The sequence below is a fragment of the Thalassolituus pacificus genome (assembly GCF_025318105.1).
Taxonomy (GTDB): domain Bacteria; phylum Pseudomonadota; class Gammaproteobacteria; order Pseudomonadales; family Oceanobacteraceae; genus Venatoribacter; species Venatoribacter pacificus.
The window spans coordinates 320,121-339,899 of the sequence record NZ_JAOANI010000019.1 but is presented as its reverse complement, the minus strand read 5'-3'; the positions used below and the strand labels follow the sequence as shown (position 1 = coordinate 339,899).

18 protein-coding genes are annotated in these 19,779 nt (G+C 55.7%); 16 read left to right on the top strand and 2 right to left on the bottom strand.

Annotated elements, in window-relative coordinates:
- Positions 1 to 8 precede the first annotated feature (8 nt).
- Complete coding sequence (gene rne / locus NYR02_RS12180; protein WP_260976624.1) at positions 9 to 3,290, bottom strand: ribonuclease E; 3,282 nt, start codon at positions 3,288 to 3,290, stop codon at positions 9 to 11.
- 464 nt (positions 3,291 to 3,754) lie between these two features.
- Between rne and rluC the strand changes: the two genes are divergently transcribed.
- The 15 genes from rluC to NYR02_RS12105 all read left to right on the top strand — a co-directional run bounded on the left by rluC (position 3,755) and on the right by NYR02_RS12105 (position 15,505).
- Entirely contained in the window at positions 3,755 to 4,723 is a 969-nt protein-coding gene (rluC, locus tag NYR02_RS12175; RefSeq protein ID WP_260976623.1) for a 23S rRNA pseudouridine(955/2504/2580) synthase RluC, read from the top strand.
- Positions 4,707 to 5,366 (top strand): HAD-IIIA family hydrolase, encoded by a 660-nt coding sequence (locus NYR02_RS12170; RefSeq protein ID WP_260976622.1) that lies wholly within the window; start codon positions 4,707 to 4,709, stop codon positions 5,364 to 5,366. Before rluC ends, NYR02_RS12170 begins: the two co-directional genes overlap by 17 nt.
- Positions 5,359 to 6,357: a S49 family peptidase gene (locus NYR02_RS12165; protein ID WP_260976621.1), complete on the top strand. Its 999-nt coding sequence runs from the start codon at positions 5,359 to 5,361 to the stop codon at positions 6,355 to 6,357. Before NYR02_RS12170 ends, NYR02_RS12165 begins: the two co-directional genes overlap by 8 nt.
- 30 nt (positions 6,358 to 6,387) lie before the next feature.
- Entirely contained in the window at positions 6,388 to 6,924 is a 537-nt protein-coding gene (locus NYR02_RS12160; RefSeq protein ID WP_260976620.1) for a YceD family protein, read from the top strand.
- 20 nt (positions 6,925 to 6,944) lie between these two features.
- Complete coding sequence (gene rpmF, locus NYR02_RS12155) at positions 6,945 to 7,130, top strand: 50S ribosomal protein L32 (protein ID WP_260976619.1); 186 nt, start codon at positions 6,945 to 6,947, stop codon at positions 7,128 to 7,130.
- A gap of 1 nt (position 7,131) precedes the next feature.
- Positions 7,132 to 8,136 carry a phosphate acyltransferase PlsX gene (gene plsX / locus NYR02_RS12150; protein ID WP_260976780.1) on the top strand — a complete coding sequence of 335 codons (1,005 nt, stop codon included), beginning with the start codon at positions 7,132 to 7,134 and terminating at the stop codon, positions 8,134 to 8,136.
- A gap of 177 nt (positions 8,137 to 8,313) precedes the next feature.
- Positions 8,314 to 9,252 (top strand): ACP S-malonyltransferase, encoded by a 939-nt coding sequence (fabD, locus tag NYR02_RS12145; protein WP_260976618.1) that lies wholly within the window; start codon positions 8,314 to 8,316, stop codon positions 9,250 to 9,252.
- 2 nt (positions 9,253 to 9,254) lie between these two features.
- Positions 9,255 to 9,995, top strand: coding sequence for a 3-oxoacyl-ACP reductase FabG (gene fabG / locus NYR02_RS12140; protein WP_260976617.1), 741 nt, complete (start codon positions 9,255 to 9,257; stop codon positions 9,993 to 9,995).
- A gap of 44 nt (positions 9,996 to 10,039) precedes the next feature.
- Positions 10,040 to 10,273 (top strand): acyl carrier protein, encoded by a 234-nt coding sequence (gene acpP, locus NYR02_RS12135; RefSeq protein ID WP_145468776.1) that lies wholly within the window; start codon positions 10,040 to 10,042, stop codon positions 10,271 to 10,273.
- Positions 10,274 to 10,377: 104 nt separating this feature from the next.
- Entirely contained in the window at positions 10,378 to 11,619 is a 1,242-nt protein-coding gene (fabF, locus tag NYR02_RS12130; RefSeq protein ID WP_260976616.1) for a beta-ketoacyl-ACP synthase II, read from the top strand.
- Positions 11,612 to 12,448: an aminodeoxychorismate lyase gene (gene pabC / locus NYR02_RS12125; protein ID WP_260976615.1), complete on the top strand. Its 837-nt coding sequence runs from the start codon at positions 11,612 to 11,614 to the stop codon at positions 12,446 to 12,448. Before fabF ends, pabC begins: the two co-directional genes overlap by 8 nt.
- Positions 12,445 to 13,485, top strand: coding sequence for an endolytic transglycosylase MltG (mltG, locus tag NYR02_RS12120; protein ID WP_260976614.1), 1,041 nt, complete (start codon positions 12,445 to 12,447; stop codon positions 13,483 to 13,485). Before pabC ends, mltG begins: the two co-directional genes overlap by 4 nt.
- Positions 13,486 to 13,500: 15 nt before the next feature.
- Positions 13,501 to 14,160, top strand: coding sequence for a dTMP kinase (gene tmk / locus NYR02_RS12115; RefSeq protein ID WP_260976613.1), 660 nt, complete (start codon positions 13,501 to 13,503; stop codon positions 14,158 to 14,160).
- Positions 14,157 to 15,158, top strand: coding sequence for a DNA polymerase III subunit delta' (locus NYR02_RS12110; RefSeq protein ID WP_260976612.1), 1,002 nt, complete (start codon positions 14,157 to 14,159; stop codon positions 15,156 to 15,158). The genes tmk and NYR02_RS12110 overlap by 4 nt, the downstream gene beginning before the upstream one ends.
- Positions 15,155 to 15,505, top strand: a complete 351-nt coding sequence (locus NYR02_RS12105; RefSeq protein WP_225692736.1) for a PilZ domain-containing protein — start codon at positions 15,155 to 15,157, stop codon at positions 15,503 to 15,505. Before NYR02_RS12110 ends, NYR02_RS12105 begins: the two co-directional genes overlap by 4 nt.
- A 78-nt stretch (positions 15,506 to 15,583) precedes the next feature.
- Here NYR02_RS12105 and NYR02_RS12100 read toward each other — a convergent pair whose 3' ends face one another.
- A complete protein-coding gene (locus NYR02_RS12100; RefSeq protein WP_260976611.1) occupies positions 15,584 to 16,723 on the bottom strand; it encodes an aminotransferase class V-fold PLP-dependent enzyme in 1,140 nt (379 codons plus the stop codon).
- A gap of 149 nt (positions 16,724 to 16,872) precedes the next feature.
- Between NYR02_RS12100 and NYR02_RS12095 the strand changes: the two genes are divergently transcribed.
- Positions 16,873 to 19,770 (top strand): insulinase family protein, encoded by a 2,898-nt coding sequence (locus NYR02_RS12095; RefSeq protein ID WP_260976610.1) that lies wholly within the window; start codon positions 16,873 to 16,875, stop codon positions 19,768 to 19,770.
- Positions 19,771 to 19,779 lie beyond the last annotated feature (9 nt).

The following is a 19,779-nucleotide window of genomic DNA, read 5'->3' as shown; positions in this document are numbered from 1 at the left end:
CGTCCGTATTACTTGTTTGGTGTATCGCTGTCGCTGGCAGCTTCAGCCGCTACGGTCTCAGCCTGAGCAGGAGAGGTCACGGTTTCTATGGTAGCAGAAGCGTTATTTTCCGTTGCAGCTTGTTCAGTTGCTTGCTCGTTGCCGGTATTGCGACGGTTGCGCGGGTCATTGGGAGCGCGTCCACCCGGAGTGCGGCGACGTCCACGACGTGATGCACGATCATTACCCTGAGTGGCAGTAGCGACTTCTTCCTGAGACGTTGTCACTTCGGCATCAGCGTTGTCTTCTGCGGCGGCGTTTTCAATAACGACGGCTTCAGCAGCAGGTGCCTCAACAGGTTCTTTAGCAGCAGCTTCGGCTTGCGCTTCAGCGGCCGCCTGTTTGGCGGCTTTCTTTGCTGCAGCAGACTTCTCGCTGGCTTGCTGACGGGCCTTGCGGCGCGTCTGAGCTTTTTCCTGCTTGTCTGACTCCTGCTCGGCCGATGCTACTGCCTGCTCTTCAGAAACCGCGTCACTTGCTGGCTCTGCTGCTTGCGCACTCGCTACGGCTTCAGGTTTGGCTTCCGCGCTGTCTGCTTTCGTGTTGTCTGCTTCCGCATTGCCTGTTTCGTCGGAGCTGGCTTCAGCAGTAGCGACCTCGGCGATAGCAACTTCAGGCACTTCCGAAACCGGTGTTTCTGAGTGACTTGCAGCGTGAGTAGCGTCCGTGTTTTCAACGGTTGTCGTTGCTGCGTCAGTACCATCGGCGGCTTCTGCCGTTACGTTGTCAGCCGTATTCTCAGTCGTGTCGTTGTCGGCTGCGGCGTTGTTGCTTTTCGCCGGACGTTCGTCACGATTGCGGTTGCGACGACGGCTGTTGCGTGAGCGGCGGGTGGTTTTCTCACCATTCTCATCGTTGCCATTGTCAGCGCTGTTGTCGTTGCTGTTATCCGTCGTATTGTCAGTCACATCAGGAGATTCTTCAGCAGTTACTACATTGCTGTTTTCTTCATCACTGGTGTTTGCCGTGCGATCAGCCTGACGTTCGCTGCGATCATTGCGGCTGCGACGACGACGACCTTCAGGGCGAGCGTCGCTGCGCGCTGCATTGTCACCAGCTTCGCTGGCTGCTGCATTTTCCGGCAGTTCGACTTTATCACTGCGCTCAACACGGGCTTCGCTGCGCTCGGCACGCGGTGCACGGTTGCCGCTGCGATCACGGCGCGGCGCGCGTGGCTCATTGCTGGCCTCGGCTTCCTGGCGCTCGGCGCGGTTGTCGCTACGCTCGTTGTCGCGGTTTTCGTTGCGGTTACGGGCAGGGCGTTCGCTGCGATTGTCGTTGCGGTTGCGGCCGGAACGCTCTGCACGATTGTCGTTACGACCTTCGCTGCGGCTGTCGTTACGGGCTTCGTTGCGATTACCGCGTTCGTTATCGCCGTCATTGCGGTCGTCACGATTACGATCATTGCGATTGCGGCTGCGATCATTGCGGTTACGGTCGTTGTTACGGCTGCGGTCATTGTTGCGACTGCGATCGTTACGCTCGTTACGGCCGCTGCCATTCTCGCGTGCTTGCTTCGGCGCAGGTTTTTCTTCCTGTTTCTCGCCACCGTCAAACAGGGCGGACAGGGCGCTGCCAATTTTGCCCCACAGACCTTTGCTGGCCGATGCTGCAACCGTCGTTTCTGCTACCGCAACCGGTGTGCTGACTGGCGCGCTGTGAGCACCGGCTTTTACTGCCGCTTGCTGCACTTTAGTGCTTTCACGAATGGTCAGGTCGAGGCCGTATTCAGTCTCTTCCTCTTCCATTTTATGTTCGTAGCTGACTTCGCCGATCAGGCTGTCATCCGGACGCAGGCGCAGTACTTCGTAATGCGGTGTTTCCATATTCGGGTTCGGCAGAACCACCACTTTGCTGCCATGACGCGCTTCGATACCAGCAATCAGGGTGCGCTTCTCGTTCAGCAGGAAGGTGGCGACCGACACCGGCACGATGGCACGGATTTGTCCGGTGTTTTCCTTGGCGGCTTCTTCTTCGATCAGGCGCAGGATAGACAGGCCCGTGGACTGAATATCACGCACAACACCAGTACCATTACAGCGTGGGCACACGTGGCCGCTGGTTTCTTCCAGGGATGGACGCAGACGCTGACGCGACATTTCCATAAGGCCGAAACGTGAAATACGGCCAACCTGGACGCGCGCGCGATCCACTTCCAGTGCTTTCTTCAGGCGGGTTTCAACTTCGCGCTGATTTTTACTGGACAGCATGTCGATAAAGTCGATCACCACCAGACCACCCATGTCGCGCAGACGTAACTGGCGGGCAATCTCGTCGGCGGCTTCAACGTTGGTGTTCAGCGCGGTTTCTTCGATGTCGGCACCTTTGGTGGCGCGTGCCGAGTTAATGTCGATGGAGACCAAGGCTTCTGTCGGATCAATAACAATCGAGCCACCGGACGGCAGTTTCACTTCACGCTGGAACGCCGATTCGATCTGGCTTTCAATCTGATAGCGATTAAACAGTGGCACAGCGTCGGTGTAGCGTTTGAATTTGTTCTGATAGTGCGGCATCACCTGTTGCACAAAGCCAAGGGCTTCTTCATAGGCGGCATCGGTATCAATCAGTACTTCACCGACGTCCTGGCGCAGGTAATCGCGAATGGCGCGAATGATGACGTTGCTTTCCTGCAGCAGCAGGCACGGAGCAGGGCGTTCATCGGAGGCGCGCTTGATGGCGTCCCACAGGTGAACCAGATAGTTAAGGTCAGCCTGCAGTTCTTCGGCGCTGCGACCAATGCCCGCGGTACGGACGATAACGCCCATTTTGTCCGGTACGGTCACGCCTTTCATGGCTTCGCGCAGTTCGGTGCGCTCATCGCCTTCGATGCGACGGGAGATGCCGCCGGCACGTGGGTTATTCGGCATCAATACCAGATAACGGCCAGCCAGGGATACCTGAGTGGTCAGGGCTGCGCCTTTGTTGCCGCGTTCTTCTTTGTCGACCTGAATGATAACTTCCTGGCCTTCGCGCAGAACATCTTTGATGTTGATGCGGCCTGAACCTGGGTCTTTAACAAAGTATTCGCGGGCGATTTCTTTCAGTGGCAGGAAGCCGTGACGCTCAGCGCCGAAGTCGACAAAAGCCGCTTCCAGGCTGGGTTCGATGCGGGTGATCTTACCTTTATAGACATTGGATTTCTTTTGCTCGCGGGAGCCTGACTCAATATCCAGATCGTAGAGTTTCTGGCCATCTACTAGGGCAACACGCAACTCTTCGGGTTGAGTTGCATTGATAAGCATTCTTTTCATGCTGTACGTTAAGCTCGTTCTGGCAACGTACCGGCTGGCAATGCCGGATCATTCCGGCCACTACCAAAATATTTATGGGTGCTTTGCAGCAGTTGTCAGCGCCGTTTTCGGGTCGCCTGACCTGTCTAGCAGTGGTGCCTCTGGTTTGTCGTGCACCAACACTGTCCATAATTTGATAATGCGAGATTGCCCGCAGGTCGCTGCGTGGTTTATCTCACTGGGCGGGCGGCCATGGGCCTGCGCTCGCCGTAATTATTCGTCAGGAAGAGTTTTAACAGTATGTCTTCTTCCTTATACTCTGCCGCTTAATCGGCTTGGCCTGGCCTTTCGGCTGATCTTGATCGTCGGCTGGGTTGTACGCTTTCTCTGTGCCGACCAGGGCCGTGGGCGAATATAGCAACATTGGTTGCGCCCCGCAAATGCCATACCACAAATAAATCCGCCGCCTGAGCTGCTCTGAATTTATGTCAAATCACGAAATCGATACCGGTAAAGTATCGCTGCTGACGGTGACCGCCGATAATGATGGTCAGCGTATCGATAATTTTCTTATTTCTGTTCTGAAGGGCGTCCCTAAAACGCTGGTGTATCGCATCATCCGCAAAGGCGAAGTGCGGGTAAATAAAGGAAGAGTGAAAGCGGATACGCGACTGGCCGTTGGCGACGTGGTACGTGTGCCGCCATTGCGCATCGCCGAACGTGATGAGACACCGGAGGTGTCGCCGCTGCTGCAGGATATTCTGCAGAATGCCATTCTGCATGAAGATGACGGTCTTCTGGTGGTTAACAAGCCTCATGGGCTGGCTGTGCATGGCGGCAGTGGAGTCAGCCTGGGGCTTATTGAAGCGCTGCGTAAAATGCGCCCGGATCATCGTTTTCTGGAGCTGGTTCATCGTCTCGATCGCGACACCTCTGGCGTTATCATGATTGCCAAGAAACGCTCGGTTCTGACCGCCCTGCAGCGCATGCTGGCGAATAAGTCGGGCATCAGTAAAAAGTATCTGGCCATGGTGCATGGTCAGTGGCCGGCCTCCATCACGGAAGTGCGCGAGCCCTTGCTGCGCTTCGAACGTCAGTCGGGTGAGCGTATGGTAATGGTCAGTCCGGAAGGGAAGACCTCTCTGACCAAAACCGCACTGAAAGCTCAGGGGGCTAATTACTCCTTAATAGAAGCCGAGCCCATTACCGGCCGGACTCACCAGATTCGCGTGCATTGCCAATATCAGGGCTGCAGCATTGCCGGGGATGTGAAGTACTGCGATCGTTCGCAGCAGGAAATTGATAAGCGGCAAGGGGTTAAACGCTTGTTTTTGCATGCCTGGCAGTTGTCGTTCCGCCATCCGGATACCGGCGAGCGATTACAGGTCAGTGCATTGCCAGACAAAGAATTCAGCAGCATGTTAAAGAAGGCGGGGTGTGAATTTGCGCTTTAAACTGATTATTTTTGATTGGGACGGCACACTGGTCGATTCCACCCAGCGCATTGTTGACAGCATGCAGCAGGCGGCGGCTGAGGTGGGCTTGCCAAAGGTTGCGGATGCCGCCGTGCAGAATATTATCGGCCTTGGCTTACCGGAAGCGTTGCGCACCGTCTGGCCTGTTATTGATGAACCTCAGCTGCAAGCCATGACTCAGGTGTACGCACGCTACTTTGTCGCCGACAGCCAGGTGGCGATGGGATTTTTCCCCGGAACTCCGGAGTTTTTGGCGGGTCTTGTTGAGCAGGGCTATTTGCTGGCGGTCGCGACGGGTAAAAGTCGTCGCGGATTGGACCGGATGTTGCGCGACCTGAAAATTGGTCATCGCTTTGCCGCAACCCGTTGCGCCGATGAAACCCGCTCCAAGCCGCACCCGCTGATGCTAAAAGAATTGCTCAGCGAACTAAATGTTGCGCCAGATGAAGCACTGATGGTGGGTGATACCACGTATGATCTCGATATGGCCAATGCTGCAGGCATGGCATCGGTGGCGATGGGGCATGGTGCTCATGATGATGATGTATTGCTGGCTTGTGGTCCGCTGACCATCTGCCATAGCATTCACGAACTTAACGACTGGATACGTATTAATGGATAACGAAAATATCAATCAGGGTTCACCGCTGACTTCGCAGCCTGCGCGCCCGGAAGACAACAGCAAAGAATGGAAGCTGATCGAGAAGGTTCTTATGGATATGCAGGGCGAGCAGAAGCGCGCCCGTCGCTGGGGGATCTTTTTTAAATCGCTCACCTTTATTTACCTGTTTGCCATTGTCTGGTTGCTGCGCATGCCGGGTGAGCATGGCGCAGACATGCTGCCGGAAGATAATTACGCGGCTGTGATCGAAGTGAACGGTGTGATTGCGGCTGATCAGGATGCCAGTGCAGATGCACTGATCGGTGCGCTGCGTGATGCTTTTGATGATGAGAAGGCTCTGGGAGTTATTCTGCGCATCAATAGCCCTGGTGGCAGCCCGGTTCAGGCGGGTTATGTTTATGACGAAATTAAGCGCCTGAAAGAAATCCGTCCTGACTTCCCGGTTTATGCGGTCATTATGGATCTGGGCGCCTCCGGTGCGTACTACATCGCAGCGGCAGCGGATGAAATCTATGCCGACAAAGCGAGCCTTGTCGGCTCCATCGGCGTTGTGGGTTCTGGTTTTGGTTTTGTTAAAGCGATGGATAAATTCGGCATCGAGCGTCGCCAGTATACGTCGGGTGAGCACAAAGGCTTCCTTGATCCGTTCCTGCCGGAAAATGCTGAAGAGAAAGCCTTCTGGCAGAGCGTTCTGAAGGTTACCCATAACCAGTTCATTGAACAGGTTAAAAAAGGACGCGGTGATCGCCTGAAGGAAGATCCGAATTTGTTTTCCGGACTGGTGTGGTCGGGCGAACAAGCCCTTGATCTGGGTCTGATTGACGGCCTGGCATCCAGTAGCCAGATTGCCCGCGACAAGCTCAATACAGAAGAGTTGGTGAACTTCACTTACCAGCCAAGCCCATGGGATGAACTGGTTAAGCGTTTTGGCGCAAGCATGGGGCGTGGCTTCGCTACGCTGCTGACTGAGCAGACACTGAGTCTGCGTTAAATAATTTTGACAGAGGAGCTTTGCGTACCTATGATGTCGCGCACTATGGCAGAGGCTCAGCTTCCCAAGCGTGTTGATGCGATTAAATTGGTGACGGTCAGTCAGCAATTTAATGCGGATATCGACAGCAAACAGCTAACCAGGCTTAGTGAGGCAGTCGAAGACTGCGTTGCTCCTGTTCATTGCGAAATTCGTTTTGAGCGTGATCAGGAAAAGCACCGGTTACTGCAGGGTAGCTGTAATACAAGTGTTGTCATGATCTGTCAGCGCTGTCTTGGGAATGTCACCATTCCCGTAGAAAGCAGCTTTCAGCTGGGACTTGTATTTGATGATGATCAGGCCAAGCAATTACCGAAACGGTTTGAGCCGGTCGAAGTTGATGAAAATGGTCAACTGGATCTGTGGTCTGTGATGGAAGATGAAGTGCTGTTAGCACTGCCCATGTTTCCAACACACCCGGAAGGCGATTGTCAGTTTAAGCAACCTGGGTCAAAGCCGGAAACAACAGATTCAGACGACAAACGACCCAATCCGTTTGACGTTTTAGCTAAGCTCAAACAGAAATAGCGAATAGTTAGGAGCCTAAAATGGCGGTTCAGCAAAACAAAGTAACTCGTTCCAAACGTGGTATGCGTCGTTCACACGATGCTCTGGACACTGCAGCAGTGGCACTGTCTACCGATCCGACTACCGGTGAAACTCACCGTCGTCACCACGTAAGCGCTGACGGTTTCTACCGTGGCAAAAAAGTCGTGGAGACTGGCAACAACTAATATGTTTACCGTTGCGGTAGATGTAATGGGCGGGGACTTAGGTCCCCGCGTTGCGTTTCAGGCCTGCAAAAAATTCCTTAAGTCGCGCCCGGATGTTCATCTGATTGTGGCGGTGACTCAGGACTTCGCTGACGAAGCGGAGTCGTTCTTTGCTTCCCGCAAATCGCGGGTACGCATTCTTCCTTGTGAAACCCAGATATCCATGCAGGACAAGCCCGCGCAAATGTTGCGCCAGGGATTAAAGTCCACCATGGCGGCAGTCTTGCGTGAGCATCAGCAAGGGCGGGCGCAGGGTATTCTTTCTGTCGGCAATACCGGGGCATTAATGGTGCTTGCCCGGCACTTACTGGGTACGCTGCCCGGCATGGATCGTCCGGCATTGGCTACGCTTCTGCCTACCCGCCAAAAACCACTGCTTATGCTTGATCTGGGTGCCAATTTGGGTGTCAGTGCCGATCAGTTAGTGCAGTTTGCCTGCATTGGTGCCGCCTGGAGCAAAGTTCAGTGCGCTGCGGCGCCACGCCTTGGCTTGCTGAATGTGGGGCGTGAGTCGACCAAGGGGACTGATAATGTCCGTCAGGCCGCGGAGCAGCTGCAACGCATCATGCCGGATTACTATGTTGGCTTTTATGAAGGCGACGATCTCTATCGTGGCGAGCTGGATGTTCTGATTACCGACGGCTTTGCTGGTAATATCGCCCTGAAAGCCAGCGAAGGATTGTCTGAATGGCTGAGTGAGCAGCTGCACAGTGAATTTCGCAATACCTGGTTTTTGCGCTGGCTGTCATTCCTTTGGGCGCCGGCGATTGCCCGTATCGAGCGGCGCATATCACCGGCCCGTCATGGTGGCGCTTTGCTGCTGGGTCTGGATGGCGTGGTGGTCAAAACCCACGGCAAATCCAATGAACGCGCTTATCGTCACGCATTGGAATACCTGCTGCAAAAAGTCGAGCGTTTCGACAAACCCCGCCTGCTGGCGGAGCTTAATCGTCTGCAAAATCACTGACCGGTGAATCTGATTCAATAATATTGTGCATTGTTAACTATTTATTGTAACAATTGCTCTCCATATTATGTGTCCGGCTTTCGGCACTGATGTTGGAACGCAATTGATAGCGCGTATTCAGAAACGTTATTCAGAATTCGTACAACAGTGATTTTTACCGTGAATACAGGGCAAGTGATGACCGATGTAATTGCATTCTTCCCCGGTCAGGGCGCGCAGCAGGTTGGTATGCTGGCGGATCTGGCGGCCGAATATCCTCAGATTCAGAGCACCTTTGCAGAAGCGTCTGAATCCATCCATCTTGATCTCTGGGCTATGTGTCAGGACGGTCCGGCAGAAACACTGAATCAGACCTATAACACTCAGCCAGCATTACTGACGGCCAGCGTTGCTTTATGGCGTGTACTGAAGGAAGCCTGTCCGGCGCTGAATGTTGTAGCGGGTGCCGGACACTCTCTGGGTGAATATTCCGCACTGGTTGCGGCTGATGCCATCGACTTCGCCGATGCCGTGCGTCTGGTGAAAAAGCGTGGTGAACTGATGGAAGCGGCTGTACCGGCGGGACAGGGTGGTATGGCCGCCATACTGGGTCTGGAAGAAGATCAGATCCGCGCCGTGTGTGCTGAAGCCTCTGCTGCCGGTGTGGTTGAGCCGGCGAATTTTAATGCACCTGGCCAGATCGTTATTGCCGGTGCCATGAGTGGCGTGGAAAAAGCCATTGAGCTGGCCAAGGCTGCAGGCGCCAAGCGTGCACTGCCATTGGCGGTCAGCGGTCCGTTTCATTCCAGCCTGATGAAAGCCGCAGCCGAAGAATTTGGCGAAGCACTGAATGCGGTTTCCTTTCGTGCACCGGCATTCCCGGTGTATCACAACGTTGATAATGCGGTGGCAACTCTGGCAGAAATTCCATCGCGCCTGCTGGCGCAGTTGTACAGCCCGGTTAACTGGACCGGTGCCGTGCAAGCCTGTCGCGGACGCGCCGATAATGCGATTGAATTCGGTCCGGGCAAAGTGCTCAGCGGCCTGAATAAACGCATCGATAAAACCCTGGCAACCCATAATACGGGGGATGCCACTTCCTTACAGGCAACCATTGCCTTTATTCAAGGATCCTGAATATGAGTGAAAAATTACTCGCCCTGGTGACCGGCGCTTCCCGCGGTATTGGCCGTGCGATTGCAGAGCGTCTGGCACGTGATGGCTACCGGGTTATCGGCACGGCCACCAGCGAATCCGGAGCCGCTTCGGTTCGTGAAGCGCTTAAGCAGATCGACGGCGATAACGATGCACTGGTACTGAACATTGCCGACGCGGCGCAAACAGACGGCGCCCTGAAAGATTTTCTGCAGACTTACGGCACGCCACGGGTTGTGGTGAATAATGCCGGAATCACGCGCGACAACCTGTTTCTGCGCATGTCAGATGACGAGTGGGATGAGGTGATCAACACCAACCTCACCGGCGTATTTCGCGTGTGCAAATCCATGGTTAAGCCGATGCTGAAGCAGAAGGCTGGCGCCATTATTAATATCAGTTCCATTATCGGCACGACCGGTAATGGCGGGCAGGCAAACTACGCCGCCGCGAAAGCGGGCCTGGAAGGTTTCAGCCGCTCTCTGGCGCAGGAAATTGCCAGCCGGAATATCACGGTGAATTGTGTCGCGCCGGGATTTATTCAAACAGATATGACGGAAATCTTGCCTGAAACGCAAAAAGAGGCGATCCTAGCCACCATTCCAGGCAAGCGCTTCGGACAGGTAGAAGAAATCGCAGGTGCGGTTGCTTTTCTGGCCGGAAACGACGCGAAATACATTACAGGCCAGACCATTCATGTGAATGGCGGCATGAACATGGGCTGAGGTCATTAAGACCACCAGGAAACTTGAAACGGTAGGAAAAAACCATGAGCAACATTGAAGAACGCGTAAAGAAAATCGTATGTGAACAACTGGGCGTTAAAGAAGAAGACGTTAAGGCTTCGTCCTCTTTCGTTGATGATCTGGGCGCGGATTCTCTGGATACTGTAGAGCTGGTAATGGCTCTTGAAGAAGAGTTCGAAACCGAAATTCCGGACGAAGATGCTGAGAAGCTGACCACCGTCCAGGAAGCCATCGACTACATCATCGCCAATCTGTAAGATTTGCGAGTCTGAAAGCCGCCTCTTCTGACGCGGCTTTTTTTATGCCTGTTTTGTGACCATATTTGCACCGTATTTGCGACGATAGGGATGAAAGACGGAATATGACGAAGCGACGTGTAGTAATAACAGGGTTGGGCAGCGTCAATCCGCTCGGTCTGAACGTGGCAGACACCTGGCGTGCAGTCTGCGCGGGCGTCAGTGGTATTGGCCTGATTGAGCATTTTGATACCGAGGGCTACGCCACCCGTATTGGCGGCGCGGTGAAAGACTTTGACGTAACCTGCGTCATGAGTGAAAAAGACGCGCGCAAAATGGATTTGTTTCTGCAGTACGCCATGGTGGCCGCCGAGCAGGCCATTACCGATGCCGGGTTTCCTGAAACGTTAAATCGTGATCGCGTCGGCGTAGCGGTTGGCTCAGGCATTGGTGGTATCACCACAATAGAGCAGAATTATCAGCAACTGCAGAACAGCGGCCCGCGCCGCGTGTCACCTTTTCTGGTACCCGCAGCCGTGATCAACATGGCCTCGGGCAATATCGCCATCCGCCATAAGTTGCGCGGGCCTAATTTTGCCATCACCACCGCCTGCACAACGGGCACGCACAATATCGGCTATGCGGCGCGCACCATTGCCTATGGCGATGCCGATGTCATGATTGCCGGCGGGTCCGAGATGGCATCGTCGCCTCTTGGTGTCGCCGGTTTTGCCGCTGCGCGCGCAATGAGTACCCGCAATGACGAGCCGCAAAAAGCCAGTCGCCCATGGGATAAAGACCGCGATGGTTTTGTGCTCGGTGATGGCGCAGCAGTATTGGTACTGGAATCGCTCGAACACGCGCAAGCCCGTGGCGCTACTATCTATGCCGAACTCAGTGGCCTTGGCATGAGTGATGACGCCCATCACATCACCAGTCCACCGGAAAATGGCGAAGGCGCGCGCATGGCAATGGCCAACGCCATCAACGATGCCGGTCTGCAGCCGCAGGATATTGATTACATCAATGCCCATGGCACCTCGACCCTGGTTGGCGACATCGCGGAGACTCAGGCCATTAAAGATCTGTTTGGCAGTCATGCTGCTCAGGTGGCGGTCTCTTCCACCAAGTCCATGACCGGGCATCTGCTCGGTGCTGCCGGTGCGCTGGAAGCACTGATTACGGTATTGGCCGTACGTGACGGCATCGCCCCCCCGACCATCAACCTCGACAATCCTGCTGACGGCTGTGATCTGGACTATGTGCCGCATAAAGCGCGCAACATGCCCATCCGCGCCGCCATCTCCAACTCCTTTGGCTTTGGCGGAACCAACGGCAGCTTGTTATTTCGCCGTTACGATGCCTGAGTCTGCCCGCGCTTACGCCTTGGTTGATGGTCAGTGGCAAACCCACTGGCCATCAACCGATCGCGGCTTACAGTACGGCGATGGTCTGTTTGAGACCATCCGCTTTGCGCCCGGTGGCCATATTCCGCTGTGGAAATACCACCGACAGCGTTTACTGCAGGGCTTGTGTGCACTGAACTTCCCCATCGACAGTCTGAAGCAAATAGAGCAGACCCTGGCGCAGCGGCCGGACGCTGCGTCAGACTCTCCACTGCAAGCTGGAAAACTGATCGTTACCCGTGGCTGTGGCCCACGTGGTTATGCGCCACCGGCCACGCCTGAACTGCTGATTCAATGGCAACCTTTTGTGCCACAGGACTGGGCCTGTCACCGCTTGCCACAAGGCTTAACCGCCGGCTTCAGTGATATTGCACTGGCGATTCAGCCCGCACTGGCCGGATTTAAGCACCTCAACCGGCTGGAGCAGGTGCTGGCCCGTCAACGCTTTGAATCTGACTGGCAGGAAGCGGTCATGCTGGATACCGCAGGACAGGTTATTGAAGGCTGCATGAGTAATCTGTTTCTGCTGGAGCAGGGCCGGTTAATCACCCCCGACCTGAGCGGCAGCGGCGTTAATGGCGTCGTCCGGCGTTGGCTGTTGAGTCAGTACAATGTTACGGTCACCACGATTGACCGGGTGCGCCTGCTGGCAGCGGACGCTGTGTTTTTTTGCAATAGCCTGCAGGGCATTATCAGCGCCGCCCAGATTAACGGGCAGGCATTCGAACATTCGTCAGCGCAACAGCAGATTGCCGCGCTGCAGCAGGATCTGGAGAATCTTTACGCATGAGTCTGAGCAAACGCCTGCTGGCTTTGTCCTCCCTTACCTTTTTATTACTCAGCGCCACGTTGCTGGCCATCTGGCAACTGCCGACCAATAACGAGCAACCGGTGCGCATTGAAGTGGTCAGTGGCGATACCATCAGTAGTCTGAGCCGACGCTGGCAGGCCGATGGCTGGCTGCCTTCGGCGCTGCTGTTGCGCATTCAGGCACGCCTGACCGGGCAGGAGCGGGTGTTGCGGGTTGGCGAGTACGAAATTCCGCCAGAACTGAGCGGCGGTGAATTGTTGTCATTTCTCGCAACCGCAAGCCCGGTGACGTATCGCGTCAGCCTGATTGAAGGGCTGCAGTTACGGGATGCTCTCACGGCTCTGGCACAGGCGCCGCGTCTGACCCAGGATCTGACCCCACTAACGCCGGAGCGGGTGGCGGAGGTGCTCGGCCTGCAAGGGAACCCTGAAGGCTGGTTGTACCCCGACACTTACGTTTATCACAGTGGCGAAGGGGTGTCGTCGGTTCTTCGTCAGGCTTACCAGCGCATGCGCGGGCAATTGGCGGAGGCCTGGGAGCAACGCGCTGCCGACCTGCCGTACCACAGTCCTTACGAGGCCCTGATCATGGCTTCCATCGTGGAAAAAGAAACCGGGGTCATTGCCGAGCGCCCGGTGATTGCGGGTGTATTCGTACGCAGGATGCAGAAAAACATGCGTCTGGAGACCGATCCAACGGTTATTTATGGTCTGGGCCCACAATTTGACGGCAATTTGCGTAAAAAACATCTGCAGGACCGGACAAATCCGTACAATACCTACCGCCAGAAAGGCCTGCCACCAACACCCATTGCACTGGCGGGCCGGGCCGCACTGGATGCGGCGCTGAATCCGGCCGCAGGCGATGAATTGTACTTTGTGGCCCGCGGCGACGGCAGCCATCAATTCTCGGCAACGCTGGAAGAGCACAACAAAGCAGTGCGGAAATATCAGATTTTCCGTCGCAAAAAAGATTACCGATCGGCGCCGGCAGAAGCCGCTGCGCCAGAATCCTGAGCAGGAACATCCCGTATGACAAAGCCGCAACCAGGCTTGTTTATTACCTTTGAAGGCGGAGAAGGGGTGGGTAAATCCACCAATATCGCCTTCTGTGCTGAGTGGCTGCGCGCCCGTGGCATTGAAGTCGTCGTTACCCGTGAGCCGGGCGGTACTGAAATCGCCGAAACCATCCGTGAGCGGCTGTTAAAAGCCCATCACGCTGAAACCATGCAACCCCTGACTGAGCTGCTGCTGGTGTTTGCAGCCCGTGCTCAGCATCTGCAGGCGCTCATTCAACCGGCGCTGGCGCGCGGTGCCTGGGTACTGTGTGATCGTTTTACCGACTCCACCATTGCTTATCAGGGTTTTGGTCGCCAGCTGCCACTGGCACAAATTGAACAGCTGAAAGCACTGGTACAGCAGGGGCTGGAACCGGACTGCACCTTGCTGCTGGAAGCGCCACTCGCCGTGGGTATGGGGCGCGCCCGTGGCCGTGCTGACCAGGCCGGCGAAGCGGTTGATCGTTTTGAGCAGGAGCAGCTGGATTTCTTTGAGCGCGTACAGCAGGGCTTTGACTGGCTGACCACTCAGCATGAACGCTTCCGCCGTATTGATGCCGCACAACCATTAACGGCGGTGCAGCAGCAGATCGAACAGGTTTTGCTAACGCTGTTACCCGGAGCTGATTCATGAGCGTGCAACCCTGGCATCAGGACGTATGGCATGAACTGGTGCGCCGCCAGCAAAGCAGCGGGCTGCCCCATGCGCTATTGCTGACGGGCCTTGAAGGCATCGGCAAGCATCAACTGGCTTTGCATGCCGCGCAATGGCTGTTATGCCTGCGCGATGAAGCCGAACCCTGTGGCGCATGCCACAGCTGCCAGCTTTGGGCAGCCGGCAGTCATCCGGACTTTATGCTGTGCCAGCCGGAAGACGGCAGTCGCCAGATCCGCATTGATGCCATTCGTAAAATCAATAACTTCCTCGCCCAGACACCGCAGATCAGTCGCTGTCAGGTGGTCAGCCTGCGTCCGGTTGAAGTGATGAACACCAACGCCGCCAACGCACTGCTGAAGACTCTGGAAGAACCGGCCGGTGAAAGCTTTTTGTTGTTAGAAACCGAGCGTTTCGGCTCGGTGCTGCCAACCATCCGCAGTCGCTGTCAGCGCCTGCAGCTCAGTCCGCCGGGACAGTCTGAAGCGCTGAGCTGGCTGCAGCAGCAGGGTTTTGCCGCTGACGTGGCAGAGCCGGCGTTGCGCATGAATCATCAGGCACCGTTAAAAGCACTGGATTGGCTGACGCGCGAGCAAAGCACCCAGCAGCAGCGCTGGTTTGATCTGCTGCGCCAGTGGAGCTTGGGCCAGATTCCACTACAAGCCGCTGCAGAAGGCTGGAATAAGCTTGAGTTTCAGGATGTAACCTCCTGGTTTTATTCAATTTTGTCGGACTGTCTGAAGGCGAAACTGGGTATCAGCGCGCAGCAACTGGTGTTTACCGATCAGGTTTTTCAGTTGCTGCCGTGCGCTACCCTGAATCCGGCAAAGCTGATAACCTTGCAGCATAAAGTTCAGGCCGTACTCGGGCAGTTGCTGTCCGGTGGCGGTAACTATAATAAGCAGTTGCTGCTTGAATCCCTGTTGCTGGATTGGCAGCAGATCGTTCAGGACAGTCATCGCGGGGAGCATGCATGACCGCCAATTTAGGTGCCCGCAGCGGCATTTTGTCGCTGACCATTAAAGATAAATCGGTTCTTTACGCCGCCTATATGCCGTTTATCAAAGAAGGCGGTTTGTTTATTCCGACCAACAAACAGTATCAGTTAGGCGATGAAGTCTTCATGCTGCTGAAGCTGATGGATGAAGCCGAGAAAATCCCGGTGGCTGGCAAAGTCATTTGGGTAACGCCGAAAGGTGCACAAGGCAACAAAGTCGCCGGTATTGGCGTGCAGTTTACCGGCGACGAAAGCATGGCTCGCGACAAGATCGAAACCTACCTGGCCGGTGCCCTGAAGTCGGATCGCATTACCCATACGATGTAGCCAGATGGCCGATATAGCCATTCGGCAGGCACAAAAAGAGCGCTCAGGCGCTCTTTTTTGTGCCTGTCATCTTTGTATTCAGAGCGCTTCGATCAGGCACTCCACGGCATCTACGGCGTCTTCCATCACTTCCTGAGTGGTGTGAAAATGCGGTGAGAAGCGGATGCCGCCACCACGATTGGCACAGATGACACCTGCCTGCATCAGCAGTTTGTACAGCTGTGCGCTGTCTTTCCCCATAAAATGGAAAGTCAGAATGCCGGACGGACGCTGATGCAGCAGTGGGTTGATAAAGGTGGCACCTTTGTCGTCCAGCAATTCTTTCAGATACAGCACGTTAGTTACCACGCGGGTAGCTACCTGATCCATACCCACTTCCAATAGCAGATCAGTACTGGCTTTCAATGCCGATGCTGCCAGCATATTGGGGCTGCCGCATTCAAAACGACGCGCATCGGCTGCCGGTTGCCAGTCTTTCCGATCGTAATTGCCCATGTCTTCCACCATGTGCCAACCGTACTCTGACAGCGTCAACTGATCCATCACCTGCGGGCGGACATAGAAAAACCCCAGACCTTCCGGGCCAAGTAACCACTTGTGGCCGTCGGCCATAGCGAAATCGGCCTGAATCGCCTGAACCGAAAACGGCAGGGCGCCCACCGCCTGAATGGCATCAACACAGAAAAGGGTGCCCGCCGCCCGACAGGCTTCGCCCAACCGGACCAGATCCAGCGTTAGCCCCGTGGCATATTGAATGGCGCTGATCGACAACAATCGTGGTTTCTGCGCCAGGGCTTCCAGCAACAGGGATTCCGGGTCATCCCAGGGCAAAGCAACGGCAATAACCTTGACGCCTTTGCACGCCAGCGCTTCCCAGGCGATGCGATTGGATGGAAATTCCTGATCGCTGATCACTACCACGTCGCCCGGCTGCCAGTCGATGCCATTCGCCACGAACGATAATGCTTCGGACGTATTTTTCACCAGCGCGACAGAGCCCTTCGGGGCATCAATTAATGTCTCAAGGTTGCGCTTAAGGCCAGCCTCCATTGCGCTCCAGTGCGGATAGCGACTGGCGCCGAGGGCGGTGTTTTCGGCGGCAAAATCGCTGACAGCAATCCGCGCGCGTTCCGGCCAGGGCGCAACGGCGGCGTGATTCAGATACAGGCACTCGTGGTTGACCGGGAATTCATCGTCCCAGCGCGGTTCGGTATTCATAAGGCTCCTGCGGTTTGTGGTCGGCATGCTGGCTGATTAGTGCACAGAAAGAACAGGCTGGTGCAAGCACTTTGCGCGACTGAGGTTCTGTGCCTGTCAGACAACTGATAACATACCTGAGTTTACACATCAGGATAACAGAGAGCTGTATGTCATCATCAAACGCTTTTCGTCACCTCGGCAGCACGCGCGTTGAATCGCTGAATATCGATATTCTTCACTATGAGCACATCGCCACCGGCGCGGTGCATTATCATCTGGCTACCGACTACGATGAAAAAGCCTTTATGGTCGCCCTGCGTACCATGCCTCACGATTCCACCGGGGTGGCGCACATTCTGGAACATACCGCACTGTGCGGCAGCGAGAAGTACCCGGTACGCGATCCTTTTTTTATGATGACGCGCCGCTCGCTGAATACCTTTATGAATGCCATGACCAGCAGCGACTGGACCGCATACCCCTTTGCGTCCCAGAACGATAAAGACTTCAAAAACCTGCTCGACGTATATCTGGATGCGGTGTTTTTCTCGCGTCTGCATGAGCTGGATTTTGCCCAGGAAGGCCATCGCATTGAATTCAGCGAAGAGGGCAATGCTGATTCGCCACTGGAATACAAAGGCGTGGTGTTCAACGAAATGAAAGGCGCGATGTCGTCCACCGTCAGCCAGTTGTGGCAGGGCATCAGCAGTTATCTGTTTCCGACCACAACCTACCACTACAACAGCGGTGGTGAGCCGGCGGAAATCACCGACCTGACCTATGAGCAACTGGTCAGCTTCTATAAAACCCATTATCACCCATCCAACGCCATCTTTATGACCTTCGGCAACATGGATGTGAGCGAACTGCACGACACCCTTGAAAGCCAGGCATTGAGCCGCTTTGAACGTCAGGATAAACAATGGCGCGTGGAGCCGGAGAAACGCTACGCCGCGCCTCTGGCAGTTGAGCAATGCTATGGCATCGACAGCGAAGACCTGAGCGCCCAGACCCACCACGTACTGGGCTGGCTGCTGGGGGAATCCACCGATCTGGATGCCCAGCTGGAAGCCCATCTGGTCAGTCAGGTGCTGCTCGACAACAGCGCCTCACCACTGCGCCGCGCGCTGGAAGAAACCGATCTGGGCGGCTCACCGTCACCGCTGTGCGGGCTGGAAGATTCCAACCGCGAAATGAGTTTTATGTGCGGCATCGAAGGCAGCGAACCGGAACATGCCGAAGCAACCGAGCAGCTGATTCTCGACACCCTGCAGGCGGTGGCCGATAACGGCGTGGAGCAAAGCATGATCGATGCCGCGCTGCATCAGCTGGAACTGCATCAGCGTGAAATCGGTGGTGATCACTACCCGTATGGCCTGCAACTTATCTTCAATTCATTACCTGCGGCAACCCATTACGGCGATCCGGCCGCCTTGCTGAACCTTGATCCGGCACTGGAACGGCTGCGCAGTAAAGCCAGCCAGCCAGGCTTTATGCAGGAGGCGGTGCAGCGTCTGTTGCTGAACAACCGCCATCGGGTGCGCTTTACCCTGCGTCCGGACAGTGGCATGAACGATGAAATGAAACGCCTGGAAGAACAACGTCTGGCCGAAATCAAAGCCAATCTGAGCGCCGAGCAGACTCAGGCCATTCTGGATCAGGCGCAGGCTTTAAAAGAACGTCAGGAGCAGGAAGATGATCCGGGTCTGCTGCCGCAGGTGACACTGGCTGACGTGCGCCCGCAAGTCAGTTACGTGGCGCCAAGTCAGCAACATCAGGACGGACTGCCAGCAACGGAATACGTGGCTGGCACCAACGGCCTGATCTATCAGCAGTTACTGGCGGACCTGCCGGCTTTCAGTGCCGAGCAGCTGAGCTGGGTGCCATTCTTCACCCAGGCCTGGAGTGAGGTCGGTGCCGGTGGCAACGATTACCTGTACCAGCAGCAGAAGCAGACTGCAGTAGTAGGCAGCCTTTCAGCCTACGCCAGCCTGAAAGGCAAGGTGGATGACACCAATCAGCTGGAAGGCTATCTGGTGATGAGCGGCAAGGCACTGACCGCTAAAGCCGATGAATTCAGCGCTTTGATGCAGGAAACCTGGCAGGCCCCCACTTTTACCGAAGAGACCCGCCTGCTGGATCTGCTGACGCAGGCCAAATCCCGCCGTGAGCAGGGCATTACCGGCAGCGGCCATGGCCTGGCCATGTCTCTGGCGGCGGCACCACTGAACCGCACGGCGAATGTCTCCAATGGACTCGGCGGTCTGCCGCAGGTAAAACGCCTGAAAGAACGCCTGCAGCGAGCACAGAAAGAAGGCGCGGGTTTCCTTTCTGACGCGCTGCAGGATATTTATCAGCAGATTGCCCAGCCACAACAGGCTTTGCTGGTGCATGACGAACAGGGCGCAGCAGCGCACCTGGCCAGTCTGCAGAGTTGCTGGACGCCACAGGCCACTGCACCGGCATCAGCGCTGAGCTGGGATATGCCAAAAACCGCTACTTACTGGATGGTCGATTCGCAGGTGAATTTCTGCGCCTGGGCGTTGCCCACCGTCACCATGGATCACGCCGATGCTGCACCGCTGGCGGTTATGGCCGGGCTGCTGCGTAATGCCTTCCTGCATACCGCCATCCGTGAGCGCGGTGGTGCCTACGGTGCCGGGGCGACACAGGATTCGGCACTGGCCTGCTTTAAATTCTATTCCTACCGCGACCCACGGGTGGAAGGCACGTTCGTAGACTTCGCCGCCTCCATTGACTGGTTGCTGGCGCGCAAGAGTGGGGATGACCTGATTGAACAATCGGTACTGGGCCTGATCGGCGGCATGGATCGTCCGGGATCACCGGCAGGCGAAGCCAAGCAGAGCTTTCATCAGGACAAAAGCGGACGCAGCAAAGCGCTGCGACAGCAGTTCCGTGAACGGGTACTGGCCACCCAATGGCACGATGTACAGCGCGTGGCGGAGCAGTACCTGCGCAATCAGCCAGGCAGTAAAGCCGTTATTGCCCCCCGCGGCAGCGATAAGCTGGCCAGCAATCTTGGTTTAATTGCGAATGATTATTGATTGATTGCC

What these genes read in the sequence shown, in the direction of transcription:
- rne (WP_260976624.1), bottom strand. Translation starts at nt 3,290, where the DNA reads ATGAAAAGAATGCTTATCAATGCAACTCAACCCGAAGAGTTGCGTGTT.
- rluC (WP_260976623.1), top strand. Translation starts at nt 3,755, where the DNA reads ATGTCAAATCACGAAATCGATACCGGTAAAGTATCGCTGCTGACGGTG.
- NYR02_RS12165 (WP_260976621.1), top strand. Translation starts at nt 5,359, where the DNA reads ATGGATAACGAAAATATCAATCAGGGTTCACCGCTGACTTCGCAGCCT.
- NYR02_RS12160 (WP_260976620.1), top strand. Translation starts at nt 6,388, where the DNA reads ATGATGTCGCGCACTATGGCAGAGGCTCAGCTTCCCAAGCGTGTTGAT.
- rpmF (WP_260976619.1), top strand. Translation starts at nt 6,945, where the DNA reads ATGGCGGTTCAGCAAAACAAAGTAACTCGTTCCAAACGTGGTATGCGT.
- plsX (WP_260976780.1), top strand. Translation starts at nt 7,132, where the DNA reads ATGTTTACCGTTGCGGTAGATGTAATGGGCGGGGACTTAGGTCCCCGC.
- fabD (WP_260976618.1), top strand. Translation starts at nt 8,314, where the DNA reads ATGACCGATGTAATTGCATTCTTCCCCGGTCAGGGCGCGCAGCAGGTT.
- fabG (WP_260976617.1), top strand. Translation starts at nt 9,255, where the DNA reads ATGAGTGAAAAATTACTCGCCCTGGTGACCGGCGCTTCCCGCGGTATT.
- acpP (WP_145468776.1), top strand. Translation starts at nt 10,040, where the DNA reads ATGAGCAACATTGAAGAACGCGTAAAGAAAATCGTATGTGAACAACTG.
- fabF (WP_260976616.1), top strand. Translation starts at nt 10,378, where the DNA reads ATGACGAAGCGACGTGTAGTAATAACAGGGTTGGGCAGCGTCAATCCG.
- pabC (WP_260976615.1), top strand. Translation starts at nt 11,612, where the DNA reads ATGCCTGAGTCTGCCCGCGCTTACGCCTTGGTTGATGGTCAGTGGCAA.
- mltG (WP_260976614.1), top strand. Translation starts at nt 12,445, where the DNA reads ATGAGTCTGAGCAAACGCCTGCTGGCTTTGTCCTCCCTTACCTTTTTA.
- tmk (WP_260976613.1), top strand. Translation starts at nt 13,501, where the DNA reads ATGACAAAGCCGCAACCAGGCTTGTTTATTACCTTTGAAGGCGGAGAA.
- NYR02_RS12110 (WP_260976612.1), top strand. Translation starts at nt 14,157, where the DNA reads ATGAGCGTGCAACCCTGGCATCAGGACGTATGGCATGAACTGGTGCGC.
- NYR02_RS12105 (WP_225692736.1), top strand. Translation starts at nt 15,155, where the DNA reads ATGACCGCCAATTTAGGTGCCCGCAGCGGCATTTTGTCGCTGACCATT.
- NYR02_RS12100 (WP_260976611.1), bottom strand. Translation starts at nt 16,723, where the DNA reads ATGAATACCGAACCGCGCTGGGACGATGAATTCCCGGTCAACCACGAG.
- NYR02_RS12095 (WP_260976610.1), top strand. Translation starts at nt 16,873, where the DNA reads ATGTCATCATCAAACGCTTTTCGTCACCTCGGCAGCACGCGCGTTGAA.